Here is a 16664-nt window from a genome sequence, read left to right as displayed (position 1 = left end):
ATGTCGTCCTCCGTCCCACCGCGGCCGCCCCACGACTCCCACAACCCCCCGGAGCAGGCGGAGCACCAGGACCACCCGGAGCACCCGCAGCACCCCGAGCCCCCACCCACCGCACTTCCCGCGAAGGTGCGCATCACGTCGCCGTACACCGATGCAGCACAACGGATCCCGTCGCGCAGCACGATGCGCGAGATCGAGCAGGGATCGGGCCTCGGCGAGGTCTACGTGCACGAGCTGGTGTCCGCCCAGCGTCGGCTGCTCGCCCAGGTGCTGCTCGCGATGGCGCTGTTCCCCGGCAGCGTGCCGCTGCTGCTCTGGGCCCTCCCCGGGCTGCGCGAGCTGCACCTCGCCGGGTTCGCGGCGACGTGGATCATCGTGGGCGGCCTCACCTACCCGATGATCGTGGGCGCCTGCGTCTACTTCGTCCGCGCGAGCGAGCGCCTGGAGGCGCAGCTCGGTCGCGAGGTGGACGAGCGCCAGCCGCTCGAGGAGGGCCGTTGACGACGGCCTTGGTCATCGCAGCCGTCGCGATCGCGTGCCTCGCCACGGTGCTCCTCGGGCTGCACGGGCCGCCCGGCACCCGGACCACCAGCGACTTCTTCGTCGCCTCGCGGACCGTCAGCCCGCGGCGCAACGCAGCCGCGATCGGCGGCGAATACCTCTCTGCCGCTTCGTTCCTCGGAGTGGCCGCCATGCTCTGGGCCAACGGCGCCGACATGCTGTGGCTGCCCGTCGGCTACACCGTCGGGTTCGTCATGCTGCTCGTGCTGGTCGCGGCGCCGATGCGGCGGTCGGGCGCCTACACGCTCGCCGACTTCGCCGAGAGCCGGCTCGAGAGCCGCCGGGTGCGAGCGCTCTGCTCGGTGCTCGTGGTCGCCGTAGGCTGGATGTATCTCGTGCCCCAGATGCAGGGGGCCGGTCTCGTCCTGCGCACCATGACCGGGGCGCCGCCGCTCGTCGGGGGCGCGCTGGTCGCCGCCGTGGTCGCGACGGTCGTCGGCGCGGGTGGGATGCGGTCGGTGACCTCGGTGCAGGCCACCCAGTTCTGGGTCAAGTACATCGCCCTGGCCGTGCCGGCCCTCGTGCTGCTCGGCTGGTGGCTCCTGCACGACGGCGCCCGCCCCTCCCCCATGCCGCCCGACCGGCTGCGCGAGTGGGCCACCCCGCTGGCCGGCTTCGGCGGACGCGAGCACTCGCTCTACTGGACGTACTCCACGATGCTCGCGCTGTCCCTCGGGACGATGGGCCTGCCGCACGTGGTGGTGCGCTACTACACCAACCGCGACGGCAGAGCCGCCCGCCGCACGACGGTGCTCGTCGTCGTCCTGCTCGCCGCGTTCTACGTGCTGGTGCCGACCTACGGCGTGCTCGGCCGGATCTACCTGCAGGAGCTGCCGGCCGGGGCGGCGCCGGACACGATGATGCTGCACCTGCCCGCGGCCGTGGTCGGCGCCGGGGCTGCGACGGGCGCGGACCTGCTCACCGCGACCATCACGCTCGGCGCGTTCATCGCGTTCCTGTCGACGTCCAGCGGCCTGGTGATGTCGGTCGCCGGCGTCCTCGACCAGGACACGGTGCCGCGCATCGTCCCCCGCGCCCGGCGCCAGCGGCTGGCCGTCGCCGGGCGCTTCCGGGTCGGCGTCGCCCTGGCCGTACTCGTCCCGCTCGTCGCCGCCCAGCTGTTCCACGGCGTCAGCATCGCCACCCAGGTCGGGCTCGCCTTCTCGGTCACCGCGTCGACCTTCGCCCCGCTGCTCGTCCTCGGCTGCTGGTGGCCGAGGCTGTCCACGACCGGTGCACTGGCCGGGCTGGCGGTCGGGGCCCTGACCTCGGGCGCGGCGGCCGCATGGACCGTCCTCGGGCCCACGCTCACCGGCTGGCCGGGGGTCCTGCTCAGCCAGCCCGCCCTCTGGAGCGCCCCGCTGGCGGCGGCCACGATGATCGTGGCGAGCCTGGCGACGCCCGGGTCGGTGCCCCGCGACACCGCCCGCACCATGGTGCGCCTGCACACCCCCGAGGAGCTCCTGGTCAATCCCTCCTGACCTGCGCGAATGTACCGATCCGGTCACGAGTAGACCGTTCACGCGTGCCGACACGACCGCTCGCCGCGCCCTTTCTACCTTTGAGCGAAGGACGCACCCGCGCCTCCTTGCCGGTGCGCCCGGAGGTCGCGAGAGTCTTCCCAGCCGATTGGGGCCGACGACGCCCCCGATTCGAAGGAGATCCCTGTGAGCGCCACCCGACCACCGGCCGACCGGGCCGCCGCGTACGCCGCGGTGCAACGGTCACCCGAGTTCACCGAGCTGCGGTCCAAGCTGCACCGCTTCGTGTTCCCCACCACTGCCTTCTTCCTGGCGTGGTACTTCCTCTACGTCCTGCTGGCCGCCTTCGCGCCCGGCTTCATGAGCACCCGCGTGGTGGGCAACATCAACATCGGTCTGATCTTCGGGCTGCTGCAGTTCGTCACGACGTTCGCGATCACCATCGCCTACATCCGGTGGGCCGACCGCCAGTTCGACCCGCGGGCGGCCGAGATCCACACCATGGTCGAGCGTGAGATCGGCGGCGACTACTGATGGCTCTCCCCCAGACTCTCGTGCCGGCACTCCCCGTGCTCCCCGCCGCGTCCAACGTCGGCAACCCGCTCATCAACATCGGCATCTTCGCGGCCTTCGTCGTCGTGACGCTCATCGTCGTCATCCGCGTCTCCGCCCACGGCAAGAAGTCCGCCGGCGAGTACTACACCGGCGGTGCCGCGTTCTCCGGCAAGCAGAACGGCATCGCCATCGCCGGCGACTACCTGTCGGCGGCGTCCTTCCTGGGCATCGCCGGGGCCATCGCCCTGCAGGGCTACGACGGCTTCCTCTACTCCATCGGCTTCCTCGTCGCGTGGCTCGTTGCGCTGCTGCTCGTCGCCGAGCTGCTGCGCAACACCGGCCGGTTCACGATGGCCGACGTGCTGTCGTTCCGCCTGCGCCAGCGCCCGGTGCGCCTTGCGGCGGCCACCTCCACGCTCGCCGTCTCGTTCTTCTACCTGCTCGCCCAGATGGCCGGCGCGGGTGGCCTGGTCGCCCTGCTGCTCGGCATCAACTCGCAGTTCGGCCAGTCGATCGTCATTGCGGTCGTCGGTCTGCTGATGATGCTCTACGTGCTCATCGGTGGCATGAAGGGCACCACCTGGGTGCAGATCATCAAGGCGTGCCTGCTCATCACCGGCGCCGGCCTCATCACGCTGTGGACGCTCGGGAAGTTCGGCTTCAATCTTTCCTCGGTCATGCAGGGCGCCGTGGACACCGCGGCCGCCGAGAAGGTGAAGTTCGACCCCCAGAAGCTCCTCGACCCGGGCCTGCGCTACGGCAAGGACCTCACCACCAAGATCGACTTCATCTCGCTGTCGATGGCACTCGTCCTCGGCACCGCGGGCCTGCCGCACGTGCTGATGCGCTTCTACACCGTCCCCACCTCCAAAGAGGCACGCAAGTCGGTGGAGTGGGCTATCTGGCTGATCGGGCTGTTCTACCTGTTCACCCTGGTCATCGGTTACGGCGCGGGCGCCCTCGTCGGCCCGACCGCCATCAACAGCGCCCCGGGCAAGGCCAACGCCGCGGCACCGCTGCTGGCCTTCCACCTCGGTGGCTCGGTCATGCTCGGCATCATCGCCGCCATCGCGTTCGCGACCATCCTCGCGGTGGTCGCCGGCCTCACCATCACCACGTCGGCGACCTTCGCCCACGACATCTACAACATGGTGATCAAGCGGGGCACGGCGACCCAGGAGGAGGAGGTCAAGATGGCCCGGTTCGCCGCCGTCGGCGGATCGATCATCGCGATCCTCGGTGGCATCCTCGCCAACGGTCAGAACATCGCGTTCCTCGTGGCGCTGGCGTTCGCGGTGGCCGCCTCGGCGAACCTGCCGACCATCCTCTACTCGCTGTTCTGGAAGAACTTCACCACCCGCGGTGCCCTCTGGTCGATCTACGGCGGTCTGATCTCGTCGCTGGTGCTGATCATCTTCAGCCCGGTGGTTTCCGGCAAGCCGGCCGACCCCAAGACCGGCCTGTCGCCGTCGATGATCACCGACCCGTCGATCAACTTCCACTGGTTCCCGCTGGAGAACCCGGGCATCATCTCGATCCCCCTCGCGTTCCTGCTCGGCTTCCTCGGCTCCAAGCTCGACAAGGAGAAGCCGAACGAGGCCAAGTGGGCCGAGATGGAGGTCCGCTCGCTCTCCGGCCACGGCGCCGGCGGCGCGATCGACCACTAGTCCCGCTCCACCGCACCTTGCGGGGGCTCGTCCGGCACGCCGGGCGGGCCCCCGCTGTCGTGTCCCCGCCCTCACGTCCCCGCCCTCATGCCGACCCCGTAGACCACCCGCAGACCGCCCGCACAGGTCCGCGCGGAAGGGCGACTACCCTGGGCGGCGTGCCGAACCCCGCCAGCGCCAGCCCGTCCGACGCGGGCTACCTGCCCGGCAGTGCCGAGTATCGACGGGTGTCGCGGGCGCTGTTCCTCGCCGGGCTCGCGACCTTCGCGACGATCTACTGCACCCAGCCGTTGCTGCCGCTGCTCGCCGACACGTTCGCGGTCAGCCCGGCGACGAGCGCGCTGTCGGTGTCGGCGACGACGCTGGCGCTCGGGGCCGCGCTGCTGCTGCTCGGGCCCCTCTCGGAGGCGTATGGCCGGGTGACGATCATGCACGTCTCCCTGTTCGGCTCGGCCGTGGTGACGCTGCTCACCGCGGTCGCGCCCACCTGGACCGTGCTGCTCGTCCTGCGCGCGCTGCTCGGCCTGACCGTCGCCGGGCTGCCGGCCGTGGCGGTCGCCTACCTGCGCGAGGAGATCGCGCCCGGCGCCCGCGCCCAGGCCACCGGGCTCTACATCGGTGGCACCGCGATCGGCGGGATGCTCGGCCGGCTGGTGTCAGGGGTGCTCGCCGACGTCGGCGGCTGGCGGCTCGCGGTGGGCGGGATCGGCGCTCTCGCCCTCGCCTGCGCGCTCGCAGTGCGGGTGCTGGTGCCGGCGTCGCGGCACTTCGAGCCGGTGCCGCTGCGGCCCGCGGACCTCACCGCCATGACCCGTCGCGTCCTCGTAGACCCTGCCCTGCTCGCGCTCTACGCCATCGCCTTCCTGACCATGGGTGCGTTCGTCGGGACGTACAACGCCATGGGCTTTCGCCTGGCCGGCGACCCCTACCACCTGTCGGTGGGCGTGGCCGGGCTGGTGTTCGTCGTCTATGCGCTCGGTTCGGTGAGCTCGACCTACGCCGGTCGGCAGGCCGACCGGGTGGGCTATCGGACGGTGGTGCCGGTGGCGATCGTCGTGATGCTGGTCGGCCTGCTGCTCACCCTCGCGACCCCGCTCCCCGTGGTCGTTCTCGGGCTGGCCGTGCTGACGACCGGCTTCTTCGCCTGCCACGGGGTGGCGAGCGGCTGGGTGGCCGCCCGAGCGGCCGTGGGCGGGCCGGGGGCCGGGCAGGCGGGCTCGCTCTACCTGTTCGGCTACTACCTCGGCTCCTCGGTCGCCGGCACGGTCGCCGGGATGGCGTGGTCCCGCGGCCGGTGGCCGCTCGTCGACGCCCTGACCGTGACCCTGGTGGCCCTGGCCCTGGTGCTCGCGCTGGTGCTGCGCCGGATCCCGAGCCTGCTCGAGCCCAAGGCGGACGACCCCGGCGTCGTCGGCATGTGAGTTTTTGACAATGATTCCCGTTTAGATCTACCGTGACGGCCATGTCAGCCTCGTCCCGCGACCGCAAACACCGCTCTCTCCGCCCGCTCACCCCGGCCGCCGCTGTCACCACCGCAGCACTGCTGCTCGGCACCGCGCTCGCGGGCTGCGGCCAAGGCGCGAGCGGCACCGGCGGGAAGGACGGGGCGCTGGACGTCGTCGTGGGGTTCTACCCGCTGGCCTACGCCACGCAGCAGATCGGCGGGGACCACGTCCAGGTCACCAACCTGACGAAGTCCGGGGCCGAGCCGCACGACGTGGAGCTGACGCCCGCCGACGTGGCCACCGTGAGCAAGTCCCAGCTGGCGGTCTACGAGAAGGGCCTGCAGCCGGCCGTGGACGACGCCGTCGCTGACCAGCCGCCGCCGCACGTGCTCGACGTGACCGGGTCGGCCGACCTCACCCTCAAGGTGGGCAGCACGATCGGCGGGGAGTCGAGCGAGGCCCAGGGCGACGCCCACGGCACGACGGACCCGCACTTCTGGCTCGACCCGGTGCGCTACGCCGAGGTGGCCAAGGCCATCGCGGGCCAGCTCAAGAGCATCGACCCCGACCACGCGTCCACCTACGAGGCCAACCTGGCGAGGTTCACCAGCACGCTGCACACCCTGGACACCCAGCTGGCGGCCGGCCTGAAGACCTGCGCGAACCGCACCATGGTCACCTCGCACAGCGCGTTCGGCTATCTCGCGAACCGCTACGGCCTCACCCAGGTCGGCATCGCGGGCATCTCCCCGGACGAGGAGCCGGACGCCGCCAAGCTCGCGGCCCTCGCGGACTACACCCGCACGCACCACGTGACGACGATCTACACCGAGACGCTCGCGAGCCCCGCGGTCGCGCAGACCATCGCCTCCGAGACGGGCGCCAAGACCGCCGTGCTCGACCCGATCGAGGGGCTCTCGAAGTCCTCCGCGGCGCAGGACTACGTTGGCATCATGAAGGCCAACCTCGCGACCTTGCGCCAGGGACAAGGATGCTCGTGAACGACAGCCCCGTCATCGCACTGAGGTCGGCGGCCTTCGGGTACGCCGACCGCGTGGTCGTCCACGACGTCTCGCTGACCGTGCGCCCCGGCGAGACGATCGCCATCGTCGGCGCGAACGGCTGCGGCAAGTCCACCCTCGTCAAGGGCCTGCTCGGCCTCAACGACCAGCTCGGCGGGTCGGTCGAGCTGTTCGGCACCCCCCTCGCGTCGTTCAAGGACCGCTCGCTCGTCGGCTACGTCCCCCAGCGGCACACCCTCTCCACCTCGGTAGCCTCCACGGTCCAGGAGGTGGTCGCCATCGGTCGGCTGCCCCACCAGGGCCTGCTCGCGCGGTTGCGTCCCGTCGACCGGCAGATCATCGCCTCGTCGCTCGAGGTCGTCGGTCTCGAGGGCCACGCGCGCGAGGAGGTCAGCACCCTCTCGGGCGGGCAGCAGCGACGCGTCCTCGTCGCGCGGGCCCTCGCCGCCGAGCCGCGGGTCCTGGTCATGGACGAGCCGACCGCCGGGGTGGACCTGACCAACCAGCGGTTGCTCACCGACGTGATCATCGGGTTGCGCGACCAGGGCGTCGCCCAGCTGATCGTCACCCACGAGATCGACGCGCTGCGCCCCGCCCTCACCCGGGTCGTCGCGATGAGTGGCGGCACGGTGACCTTCGACGGGTCGCTCGCCGCCTACGACGCCCGCGCCGTCGCGCTGCTGACCGGCCACGACCACCACCACGACGACGACCCCGACCCCCATGCCCACGCCCTGGGGCACCGGCACCTCGGGCTCGACGAGCCGCTCGGTCGAGGAGGCCACCGTGCTTGACCTGCTGAGCTACGACTTCATGCAACGGGCCCTGCTGGCCGCCCTGCTCGTCGGGGCCGCTGCGCCCATGGTCGGCGTCTTCCTCGTGCAGCGCCGGCTCGCGCTGATCGGTGACGGCATGGGGCACATGGCCCTCGCCGGTGTGGCGATCGGCGTCCTCACCGGTCAGGCCCCGGTGCTCACCGCGCTCGTCCTCGCCGTGATCGCCGCGGTCGTCATCGAGGTGGTCCGCGCCCGGGGGCGCACCAGCGCGGACGTAGCCCTCGCCGTCATGTTCTACGGCGGGATCGCGCTCGGCGTGGTCCTGATGTCCCGGTCGACGTCGGGCGGACGCTCCCTCAACTCCTACCTGTTCGGGTCGATCACCACGACGACCTCTCAGGACATCGTCGCGTTCGCGGTGCTCGCCGGCATCGTCATGGCGACGACGCTGGTGCTGCGGCCGCGCCTGTTCGCGGTCGCCAACGACGAGGAGTACGCCCGCGCGGCGGGCCTGCCCGTGATGGCGCTCAACATCACCCTCGCCGTCCTCACGGCCACCACCGTGGTCGTGTCGATGCGGGTCGTCGGCCTGCTGCTGATCAGCGCGCTCATGATCGTGCCCAACGCCACCAGCCAGCTCGTCTGCCGCAGCTTCAAGGCCGCGATGGGACTGGCCGTCGCCATCGGGATCCTCTGCAGCGTGGGCGGCGTCACCACCAGCTTCTGGCTGGACACCCCGTCCGGCGGCACGATCGTGCTGCTCGCGATCGCGGTCTTCATCCTGGTAGCCATCCTGGTCGCCGTCTGCCACCGCGCCACCGCGCGCCGCAGTCGCCTCACCGAGGCGCACGAGCACGAGCACGGTCGCGACTGCGGCCACCCCGCCCTCCCCCACGGCGACCACGTGGACTACCTGCACGACGGGCACCGGCATGCGGCGCATGGGGGTCACTACCACGAGCACGGCTCGGCGACGATGCGTCCGAGGACACGACCGAGCCCTGGCGAGGGAGGCCCGGAGGACCAAGGAGCCGAGCCCGACAAGGACGGTTTTGACGAGCACGACGAGCAGAGCTCGGCGACGACGGCAACGAGCACGGGGGGCCAGGGTGGCTGAGGTCGAGCGCAGGACGACGCGGCAGCGTCGGGCGGTGCACGAGCTGCTCGCCGAGACCGACGACTTCACGTCGGCGCAAACCCTGCACGCCCGGCTGCGGGCCGACGGGGACAGCATCGGGCTGGCCACGGTCTACCGGAATCTCAACGCGATGGCCGACGACGGTGTCGTGGACGTGCTGCGCACCGACGACGGTGAGGCGCGCTACCGGCTGTGCGCGTCGAGCGGCCATCACCACCACCTGGTGTGCCGCAGCTGCGGACGCACCCTCGAGATCGAGGGTCCGACCGTCGAGACGTGGGCCGACCGGGTGGCCGCGGAGCACGGCTTCAGCCAGGTGACGCACACGCTCGAGGTGTTCGGAACCTGCGCGCAGTGCACGGCGGACGAGCGGACCGAGCCGACCGACAAAGCGCGTGCAGCCGAGCGGGATACGGTGGCCCGGTGAAGAAGCACCTCGGCACGACCCGTGACCACCTCATCCTGATCCTCGGTGGCGCGCTGATCTGCCTGGTCGGCACCCTGCTGCACTGGCAGGGCATCGCGACCGTCGGGTTCTGCCTGTTCTTCGTCGGTGGCGTGGCCTGGCTGCTCGCCCGGCTCTCCGGCGACTGACCGCCCGGGTCAGCGCTCCCAGCCGCGCTGCGGGGCCCGGCTGCCGACGCCGGCTCCGGGGCGCTCGTCGCGGCTGCGGTAGACCACGTACGGCCGGGTGACGTAGCCGACCGGCGCGCTGAAGACGTGCACCAGCCGGGTGAACGGCCACAGCGCGAACAGCACGCAGGCCGACAGCAGGTGCAGCTGGAAGCCGAGCGGCGCCTGCGCCATCAGGTCGGCGTCGGGGTGGAAGGTGAGGAACTGGCGGAACCAGATCGACACGCCCTCGCGGTAGTTGTAGTGCTCGGGGACCGGCCCGGTGTTGCCGATGCCGGCGGCGTGCCACCCGAGGGTGTTGGCCAGCCCGAGCAGGATGACGACGACGAGCAGGGCATACATCACCTTGTCCATCGGCGTGGTCGCCGAGAAGACCGGGCCCGTGGTGCGCCGGCGGTAGATCAGGATCGCGATGCCGGCGAGGGTGAGGAAGCCGGCCAGCAGACCGACCGAGATCGCCATGAAGTGGTAGGCCTCCTGGCTGATCCCTACGGCGTCGGTCCACGACTTCGGCACCAGCAGACCCATGACGTGCCCGAGCACGACGAACAGGATGCCGAAGTGGAACATCGGGCTCCCCCACCGCAGCAGCCGGTCCTCGTAGAGCTGGGACGAGCGGGTGGTCCAGCCGAACTTGTCGTACTTGTAGCGCCAGTAGTGGCCGACGACGAAGATCGTGAGGCAGATGTAGGGGAAGACGACCCACAGCAACATGTTCATGAGCGGTTTCCTTGTCTCGAGAGGAGCTCGTCGAGGTCGGCGTCGGCCGAGGGCCGGGGGTTGAGGTGGGCGTCGAGCGTCGGGTCGATGGAGTAGGGGTCGAGACCGACCTCTTCCTCCGGCGGCCCGGCGGCGATCAGTCGGGCGACTGCTTCCTTCTCGTCACCGTCGAGCGGGGGCAGCGTGGCTGACAGGGCGACCAAGGCGTCAGCCCAGCGAGAACCCTTGTCCTGCAGGGCCATCCGCAGCACCTCGACCCCGGCTCGGTGGTCGAGGAGGAGGCGCATCCCGCCCTCGAGGCTGGCGGTGGCGCCGAACTCGAGCACGACGCTGAGGTGGTCGGGCAGCTCACCGTCCGCGAGCTCTACCCCTGCGCGCCGGTAGGCCTGCTTGATCTGCACCAGCGCCAGCCCGCGCTTGCGGGTGTCGCCGTGCGCGAAGTAGGTCAGGTAGGGCGCGCACCGGCGGGTGTAGTCGAACGTCTCCACGTAGACCACCCGCAGCCGCTCCGGGTCCTCCTCCTCGAGCGCCCCCACGAGCCGCAGGATGGGTGCCCCCACGGCCTCGGGCAGCTGCTCGGCGACCGACCGGATCGCCGGCAGCCGACCATGCAGCTCGTCGTCCGGATAGCCGAGCAGCAGCGACACGCACTGCCACGCGGCCTGGGTCTGGTCGGTCGTGAGCGGCAGGGCCGCCGACCTGTGCCGCCGCAGCAGCGGGAGCGAGATCATCGCGGGTCACCGAGGTCGGCCCCGGGCTGCGGGTCGCGGATCTGGGCCGCCTCGTCCGTGGGCGACACGTCGGCGGAGCCGGCGCCGGGGAACATGCCCTCGGGCATGCCCTTGCCGTCCCAGTTCAGCAGGTTGACCCGGCCGGACTTCGAGCCGCCACCGACGAGGGTGTCGGCGGTCTGGCGGGCCTTCAGCATCGCGAAGTTCTCCTGCGCCACTGTCGGCAGCACCCCGGAGCCTTCGCCGAACGCGCCCATGTCGTCGGAGTAGTCGCCGACCGCGCAGTCGGTGGCGAGCTCCTCGAGCCGGTGCGCGTCCTCGCTGTGCGCGGTCGGGATGACATAGCGCTCGGCGTACTTCGCGAGCGCCAGCAGGCGATACATCTCGTACATCGCCTCCGGGTCCATGCCGACGCCCTCGGGGATCGACTCGTCGGGGTCGCGGCCGAGGTTGATGTCGCGCATGTAGGACCGCATCGCGGCGAGCTTGCGCAGCACCCCGGTGACCGGCTTCGGGTCGCCTGCGGTGAACAGGTTCGCGAGGTACTCGACCGGGATCCGGAGCGTGTCGATGGCCGCGAACAGGTTGTCGCGGTCCTCGCCGTCGTGACCGGTGTCCTTGATGATGTCGACCACCGGCGAGAGCGGCGGGATGTACCAGACCATCGGCATGGTGCGGTACTCCGGGTGCAGCGGCAGCGCGACGCGGTAGTCGTTGATGAGCTTGTAGACCGGGGAGCGCTGCGCGGCCGTGATCCAGTCACCGGGGATGCCGGCCCGCTCGGCCTCGCGGACGACCGCCGGGTCGTGCGGGTCGAGGAAGACCGACCGCTGGGCCTCGTAGAGGTCCTCGTCGTCCGGCGTCGACGCGGCCTCGAGCACCCGGTCTGCGTCGTAGAGCATGAGCCCGATGTAGCGCAGCCGGCCGACGCAGGTCTCGGAGCAGACCGTGGGGATGCCGACCTCGATGCGCGGGAAGCAGAAGGTGCACTTCTCGGCCTTGCCGGTCTTGTGGTTGAAGTAGACCTTCTTGTAGGGGCAGCCGCTGATGCACATCCGCCAGCCCCGGCACTTGTCCTGGTCGACCAGGACGATGCCGTCCTCGCTGCGCTTGTAGATCGCCCCCGACGGGCAGGACGCGGCGCACGACGGGTTGAGGCAGTGCTCGCAGATGCGCGGCAGGTAGAACATGAAGGTCTGCTCGAACTCGAACTTCACCTTGTCCGAGATCCCCTTGAGCATGACGTCCTGGTGAGCGGTCTCCTTGGAGCCGCCGAGGTCGTCGTCCCAGTTGGCCGACCAGGAGACGTTCATCTGCTTGCCGCTGATGAGCGAGAAGGGCCGGGCGACCGGGAAGTGTTGCTGCGCAGGGGCGTTCAGCAGCGTCTCGTAGTCGTAGGTCCAGGGCTCGTAGTAGTCCTGGATCGACGGCATCTTGGGGTTGACGAAGATGTTGGCGAGCTTCTTCAGCCGGCCGCCGGCGCGCAGCGTGAGGTTGCCGCGCCGGTTGAGCACCCAGCCGCCCTCCCACTCGTCCTGGTCCTCGTAGCGGCGCGGGTAGCCGAGGCCGGGCCGGGTCTCCACGTTGTTGAACCAGACGTACTCCGTGCCGGGACGGTTGGTCCACGCCTGCTTGCAGGTGACCGAGCAGGTGTGGCACCCGATGCACTTGTCGAGGTTCATGACCATCGCCATCTGAGCCATGACACGCATAGCGAATCTCCTTCCTCTCTCGGCTTGTTCAGTACTCGACGGTCTGGGAACGCTTGCGGATCATCGTCACCTCGTCGCGGTTGTTGCCCGTCGGGCCGATGTAGTTGAAGAAGTAGGCGAGCTGGGCGTAGCCCCCGATGACGTGGCTCGGCTTGACCATGATGCGCGTCATCGAGTTGTGGATCCCGCCGCGCTTGCCGTCGGTCTCGGTGAGGGGCACGTCGATGAGCCGGTCCTGCGCGTGGTGCATGTAGACCGTGCCCTCCGGCATCCGGTGGCTCACCACCGCGCGCGCGACGACGACGCCGTTGCGGTTGACCGCCTCGACCCAGTCGTTGTCTCGCACACCGATCTTCGCGGCGTCCTGGTCGCTCATCCAGATGCCCTGACCACCGCGGGACAGCGACAGCATGAACAGGTTGTCCTGGTACTCCGAGTGGATCGACCACTTGTTGTGCGGCGTGAGATACCGCACGGACACGCCCAGCTCGCCGGTCTCGCCGAGCGGCTTCTCGCCGAACAGGCGGGTCATGTTGAGCGGCGGCCGGTAGGTGGGCAGCGACTCGCCCATCTTCTGCATCCAGTCGTGGTCGAGGTAGAGGTGCTGGCGCCCGGTCAGCGTGTGGAAGGGCTTGAGCCGCTCGATGTTGATCGTGAACGGGCTGTAGCGCCGGCCCCCGGTCTCCGAGCCGGACCACTCCGGCGAGGTGATGACCGGGACGGGCGCCGCCTGGGTGTCGGGGAAGGTGACCAGCTTGCCCTCGTGCTCGGCGGACAGGTCGTGCAGCTCGGTGCCCGTGCGCTTCTCGAGGACCTTGAACCCCTGGGTCGCCAGGTGCCCGTTGGTCGTGCCGGACAGCGTCATGATCGTCTCGGCGACCTGGATGTCGGTCTCGAGCTTGGGCCGGCCGTCGGCGACCCCGCCGTGGACGACGCCGTTGCGCGTCTTGAGGTAGTCGATCTCGCGCTTGACATCGCAGGTGATGCCCTTGGTCGTCGTGCCGAGGGTGTCGAACAGCGGCCCGATCGCCGTCATCTTGTCGTAGACCGCGGTGTAGTCGCGCTGGACGACCGCCAGCACCGGCAAGGTCTTGCCCGGCACCGGCTCGCACTCGCCGGCCTTCCAGTCCAGGACCCGCCCGTGCACCGTGGCCATCGCCTCGGGGGTGTCGTGCCACAGCGGCTTGGCGACGACGTCCGTGCGCGTCCCGAGGTGGTCCTCGGCCAGCCGGCTGAAGACCTTGGCGATCTCCTTGAACGCGTCCCAGTCGGTCTTGGACTGCCACGGCGGGGAGATCGCCGGGTTGAACGAGTGGATGAACGGGTGCATGTCGGTCGTGTTGATGTCGTGCTTCTCGTACCAGGTGGCGGCCGGCAGCACGACGTCGGACAGGATCGTGGAGCTCGTCATCCGGAAGTCGATCGTCATCAGCAGGTCGAGCTTGCCCTCGGGGATCTGCTCGCGCCAGACGACGTCGCGGGGGCGCTTGCTCTCGGGCGCCTGCTCGGCGTGCACGGCGTTGTCGGTGCCGAGCAGGTGCTTGAGGAAGTACTCGTCACCCTTGGCGGACGACCCGAACAGGTTGGCGCGCCACATCATCAGGATGCGCGGCCAGTTCTCCTCGGCCTCGGGATCCTCTGCAGCAAAACGCAGCTCGCCCTTCTTGAGCTGGTCGACGACGTAGGCGGGCACCTCCATGCCGGCCTGCGCGGCCTCGTCCGGCAGCGCGATCGAGCTGCGGTTGAAGGTCGGGTAGGACGGCAGCCAGCCGAGCCGGGCGGACTGCGCGACGAGGTCGGCGACCGCGCGCCCCTCGAACGCACCGAGCCCGGCACCGATGTCGTCGGTGTCGTAGGTGTCGTAGCGGTACTGGCTGGTGTTGAGGTACCAGTAGGCCGTCTGCGCCATGTGCCGCGGCGGCCGCTGCCAGTCGAGCGCGAACGCCGTGTGCTGGAAGCCGGTCAGCGGCCGGATCTTCTCCTGGCCGACGTAGTGCGCCCAGCCGCCGCCGTTGCGGCCCTGGCACCCGGTGATCGTCGTCAGCATCAGCATGGCGCGGTAGATGAGGTCCGAGTGGTACCAGTGGTTGGTGCCGGCACCCATCAGGATCATCGAACGCCCTTGCGTGTCAGCGGCGTTCTGCGCGAACTCGCGCGCGATGCGGGCCACCGCCTCGGCCGGCACGGACGTGATGTCCTCCTGCCACGCCGGCGTGTAGGGCGCGTCGACATCGTCGTAGCCGGTCGGCCACTGGCCCGGAAGGCCCGGTCGCGCCACGCCGTACTGCGCGAGCAGCAGGTCGAAGACCGTGGTCACGAGCTGGTCCCCGATCTGCGCGACGGGCACGCCGCGCGGCGTCATGACCGCCTTGCCGTCGAGCGCGTCGAAGCGCGGCAGCCGCACCTCGACCGACGCCACCCCGTCGCCGTGCAGGGACAGCCGCGGACGGACGTCGCCGAGGTCGAGGTTCCACTGCCCGACGCCCTCCTCGCCGAAGCGGTGGCCGAGCGAGCCGCGCGGGATGACCACCTCCCCGGTCACGTCGTCGACGAGCGCGGGCTTCCACATGGCGTTCTCGGATTCCTTCTCGGCACAGTCGAAGTCGCCGGCCACGAGGTTCTTGCCAGGGGTGTAGGTCCCGTCGTCCTGACGGTCCAGCGTGATGAGGTACGGAAGGTCCGTGAACGTGGTGACGTAGTCGCGGAAGAACTCGACCTCACGGTCTACGAAGAACTCCTTGAGGATGACGTGACCCATCGCCATCGCGAGCGCCGCGTCGGTGCCGGGCGCGGCCGCGAGCCACTCGTCGGCGAACTTGACGTTCTCGGCGTAGTCGGGCGACACGACGACGACCTTCTGGCCGCGGTAGCGGGCCTCGGTCATCCAGTGCGCGTCGGGGGTGCGCGTCAGCGGGACGTTGGAGCCCCACATCATCAGGTAGGCCGCGTCCCACCAGTCGCCGGACTCCGGCACGTCGGTCTGGTCGCCGAACATCTGCGGCGACGCGACGGGCAGGTCGGCGTACCAGTCGTAGAACGAGAGCATGGCCCCGCCGATGAGCTCGGTGAAGCGCGCGCCGGACGCGTACGACACCATCGACATCGCGGGGATCGGCGAGAAGCCCGCGATCCGGTCCGGGCCCCAGCGCTTGATGGTGTAGACGTTTGCGGCAGCGACGATCTCGCACGCCTCGCCCCACGACGCGCGCACGAGACCGCCCTTGCCGCGCGCGGACTGGTAGCGCTCGCGCAGCTCGGGATCCTGCACGATCGACGCCCAGGCGAGCACGGGGTCGCCGCCGTAGCGCCGCTTGGCCTCGCGGAACATCTCGAGCAGCACCCCGCGGATGTAGGGGTAGCGCACGCGCGTGGGCGAGTAGGTGTACCACGAGAAGGCCGCGCCGCGCGGGCAGCCGCGGGGCTCGTAGTCCGGCCGGTCCGCCCCCGGGCTCGGGTAGTCGGTCTGCTGCGCCTCCCAGGTGATGATCCCGTCCTTGACGTAGACCTTCCACGAGCAGGACCCGGTGCAGTTGACGCCGTGCGTCGAGCGCACCACCTTGTCGTGCGCCCAACGGTCACGGTAGAACGCGTCGCCCGAGCGGCCACCCACCTCGGTGAGCGTGCGCCGGTCGGGTGACACCGTGCCCTTGGTGAAGAAGCGCCGGGTGCCCACGAGGGCCTCGCTCAACGGGCCGTCGAGCCCGGATCGGCGGTGCGTATGACCGGCAGCGGTGCTCATGGGTGCTCCTCGTGGGGTGCGGACGGGACGGTGCGGTCTGTGCGGTCTGGCGGGTCTGTGCTGTCTGGCTCGTCGGTGCGGTCGAACGCGTTGAGCCGGGTCACCTTGGTGCGCGGGTCCAGGGCGGCCCGGTGGCGCCAGACCCGCCCGGGGAGGTCGTCGAGGGCGTGGGCGGCTCGCGGTCGGCGGCCCGCCTGTCCCAGCACGGCCTGCGGCACCACGCCGTAGAGCTTGCGCGGGCGCCCGACGCGGTGGCGGTCCTCGCGGCTCGCCTCCACCACCCCTGCGGCGACCAGCGTGTCCAGGTGGAAGCGCGCCGTGGTGACGTGCAGGTCCACCAGGTCGCCGACCTCGGCGGCCGACAGCGGCGTGCCACGGTCGAGCAGGACCTCCAGGATCTGGCGCCGCATCGACGACGCGAGCAGCGGGCCGCCCACAGCAGCGACGCTCACGGGACTCACCTCGACTCGACTCGGCACAACGG

Annotated in this window: 15 protein-coding genes; 10 read left to right on the top strand and 5 right to left on the bottom strand. The window is 70.4% G+C overall.

The features are described from left to right. The 10 genes from MM440_RS07270 to MM440_RS07225 all read left to right on the top strand — a co-directional run bounded on the left by MM440_RS07270 (window position 1) and on the right by MM440_RS07225 (window position 9239). A complete protein-coding gene (locus MM440_RS07270; RefSeq protein WP_241443651.1) occupies window positions 1–501 on the top strand; it encodes a hypothetical protein in 501 nt (166 codons plus the stop codon). Beyond that, complete coding sequence (locus tag MM440_RS07265) at window positions 498–2042, top strand: sodium/solute symporter (RefSeq protein ID WP_241443650.1); 1545 nt, start codon at window positions 498–500, stop codon at window positions 2040–2042. Before MM440_RS07270 ends, MM440_RS07265 begins: the two co-directional genes overlap by 4 nt. Window positions 2043–2228: 186 nt before the next feature. Then, a complete protein-coding gene (locus MM440_RS07260) occupies window positions 2229–2576 on the top strand; it encodes a DUF485 domain-containing protein (protein WP_241443649.1) in 348 nt (115 codons plus the stop codon). Next, complete coding sequence (locus MM440_RS07255) at window positions 2576–4264, top strand: solute symporter family protein (RefSeq protein ID WP_241443648.1); 1689 nt, start codon at window positions 2576–2578, stop codon at window positions 4262–4264. The genes MM440_RS07260 and MM440_RS07255 overlap by 1 nt, the downstream gene beginning before the upstream one ends. A 158-nt stretch (window positions 4265–4422) precedes the next feature. Beyond that, window positions 4423–5685, top strand: a complete 1263-nt coding sequence (locus MM440_RS07250) for an MFS transporter (protein ID WP_241443647.1) — start codon at window positions 4423–4425, stop codon at window positions 5683–5685. Window positions 5686–5726: 41 nt separating this feature from the next. Next, window positions 5727–6710: a metal ABC transporter substrate-binding protein gene (locus MM440_RS07245; protein WP_241443646.1), complete on the top strand. Its 984-nt coding sequence runs from the start codon at window positions 5727–5729 to the stop codon at window positions 6708–6710. Then, on the top strand, window positions 6701–7525 hold the full coding sequence (locus MM440_RS07240; RefSeq protein ID WP_241443645.1) for a metal ABC transporter ATP-binding protein: 825 nt from the start codon (window positions 6701–6703) through the stop codon (window positions 7523–7525). Before MM440_RS07245 ends, MM440_RS07240 begins: the two co-directional genes overlap by 10 nt. After that, window positions 7518–8624, top strand: a complete 1107-nt coding sequence (locus tag MM440_RS07235; RefSeq protein ID WP_241443926.1) for a metal ABC transporter permease — start codon at window positions 7518–7520, stop codon at window positions 8622–8624. The genes MM440_RS07240 and MM440_RS07235 overlap by 8 nt, the downstream gene beginning before the upstream one ends. Further along, on the top strand, window positions 8617–9072 hold the full coding sequence (locus MM440_RS07230; RefSeq protein WP_241443644.1) for a Fur family transcriptional regulator: 456 nt from the start codon (window positions 8617–8619) through the stop codon (window positions 9070–9072). Before MM440_RS07235 ends, MM440_RS07230 begins: the two co-directional genes overlap by 8 nt. After that, window positions 9069–9239 carry a hypothetical protein gene (locus MM440_RS07225; protein ID WP_241443643.1) on the top strand — a complete coding sequence of 57 codons (171 nt, stop codon included), beginning with the start codon at window positions 9069–9071 and terminating at the stop codon, window positions 9237–9239. Before MM440_RS07230 ends, MM440_RS07225 begins: the two co-directional genes overlap by 4 nt. A 9-nt stretch (window positions 9240–9248) precedes the next feature. On the opposite strand, the gene narI is transcribed toward MM440_RS07225, so the two are convergent. Genes narI through MM440_RS07200 form a run of 5 tightly spaced genes read right to left on the bottom strand, consistent with a single transcriptional unit; the run spans window position 9249 to window position 16632 of the window. Further along, window positions 9249–9998, bottom strand: a complete 750-nt coding sequence (gene narI, locus MM440_RS07220) for a respiratory nitrate reductase subunit gamma (RefSeq protein WP_241443642.1) — start codon at window positions 9996–9998, stop codon at window positions 9249–9251. Next, entirely contained in the window at window positions 9995–10729 is a 735-nt protein-coding gene (narJ, locus tag MM440_RS07215; RefSeq protein ID WP_241443641.1) for a nitrate reductase molybdenum cofactor assembly chaperone, read from the bottom strand. Before narJ ends, narI begins: the two co-directional genes overlap by 4 nt. Continuing rightward, on the bottom strand, window positions 10726–12441 hold the full coding sequence (narH, locus tag MM440_RS07210) for a nitrate reductase subunit beta (RefSeq protein ID WP_241443640.1): 1716 nt from the start codon (window positions 12439–12441) through the stop codon (window positions 10726–10728). Before narH ends, narJ begins: the two co-directional genes overlap by 4 nt. Before the next feature lie 28 nt (window positions 12442–12469). Then, the gene (locus MM440_RS07205; RefSeq protein WP_241443639.1) at window positions 12470–16180 is read right to left on the bottom strand and encodes a nitrate reductase subunit alpha; all 3711 of its coding nucleotides are present in this window, start codon (window positions 16178–16180) and stop codon (window positions 12470–12472) included. Continuing rightward, the gene (locus tag MM440_RS07200; RefSeq protein WP_241443638.1) at window positions 16177–16632 is read right to left on the bottom strand and encodes a helix-turn-helix domain-containing protein; all 456 of its coding nucleotides are present in this window, start codon (window positions 16630–16632) and stop codon (window positions 16177–16179) included. Before MM440_RS07200 ends, MM440_RS07205 begins: the two co-directional genes overlap by 4 nt. Window positions 16633–16664 lie beyond the last annotated feature (32 nt).

It is taken from the genome of Arsenicicoccus piscis, assembly GCF_022568835.1.
Classification (GTDB): domain Bacteria; phylum Actinomycetota; class Actinomycetes; order Actinomycetales; family Dermatophilaceae; genus Arsenicicoccus; species Arsenicicoccus piscis.
Note: the sequence above shows the minus strand (reverse complement) of the source record. Positions and strands in the feature narration are given on the sequence as shown.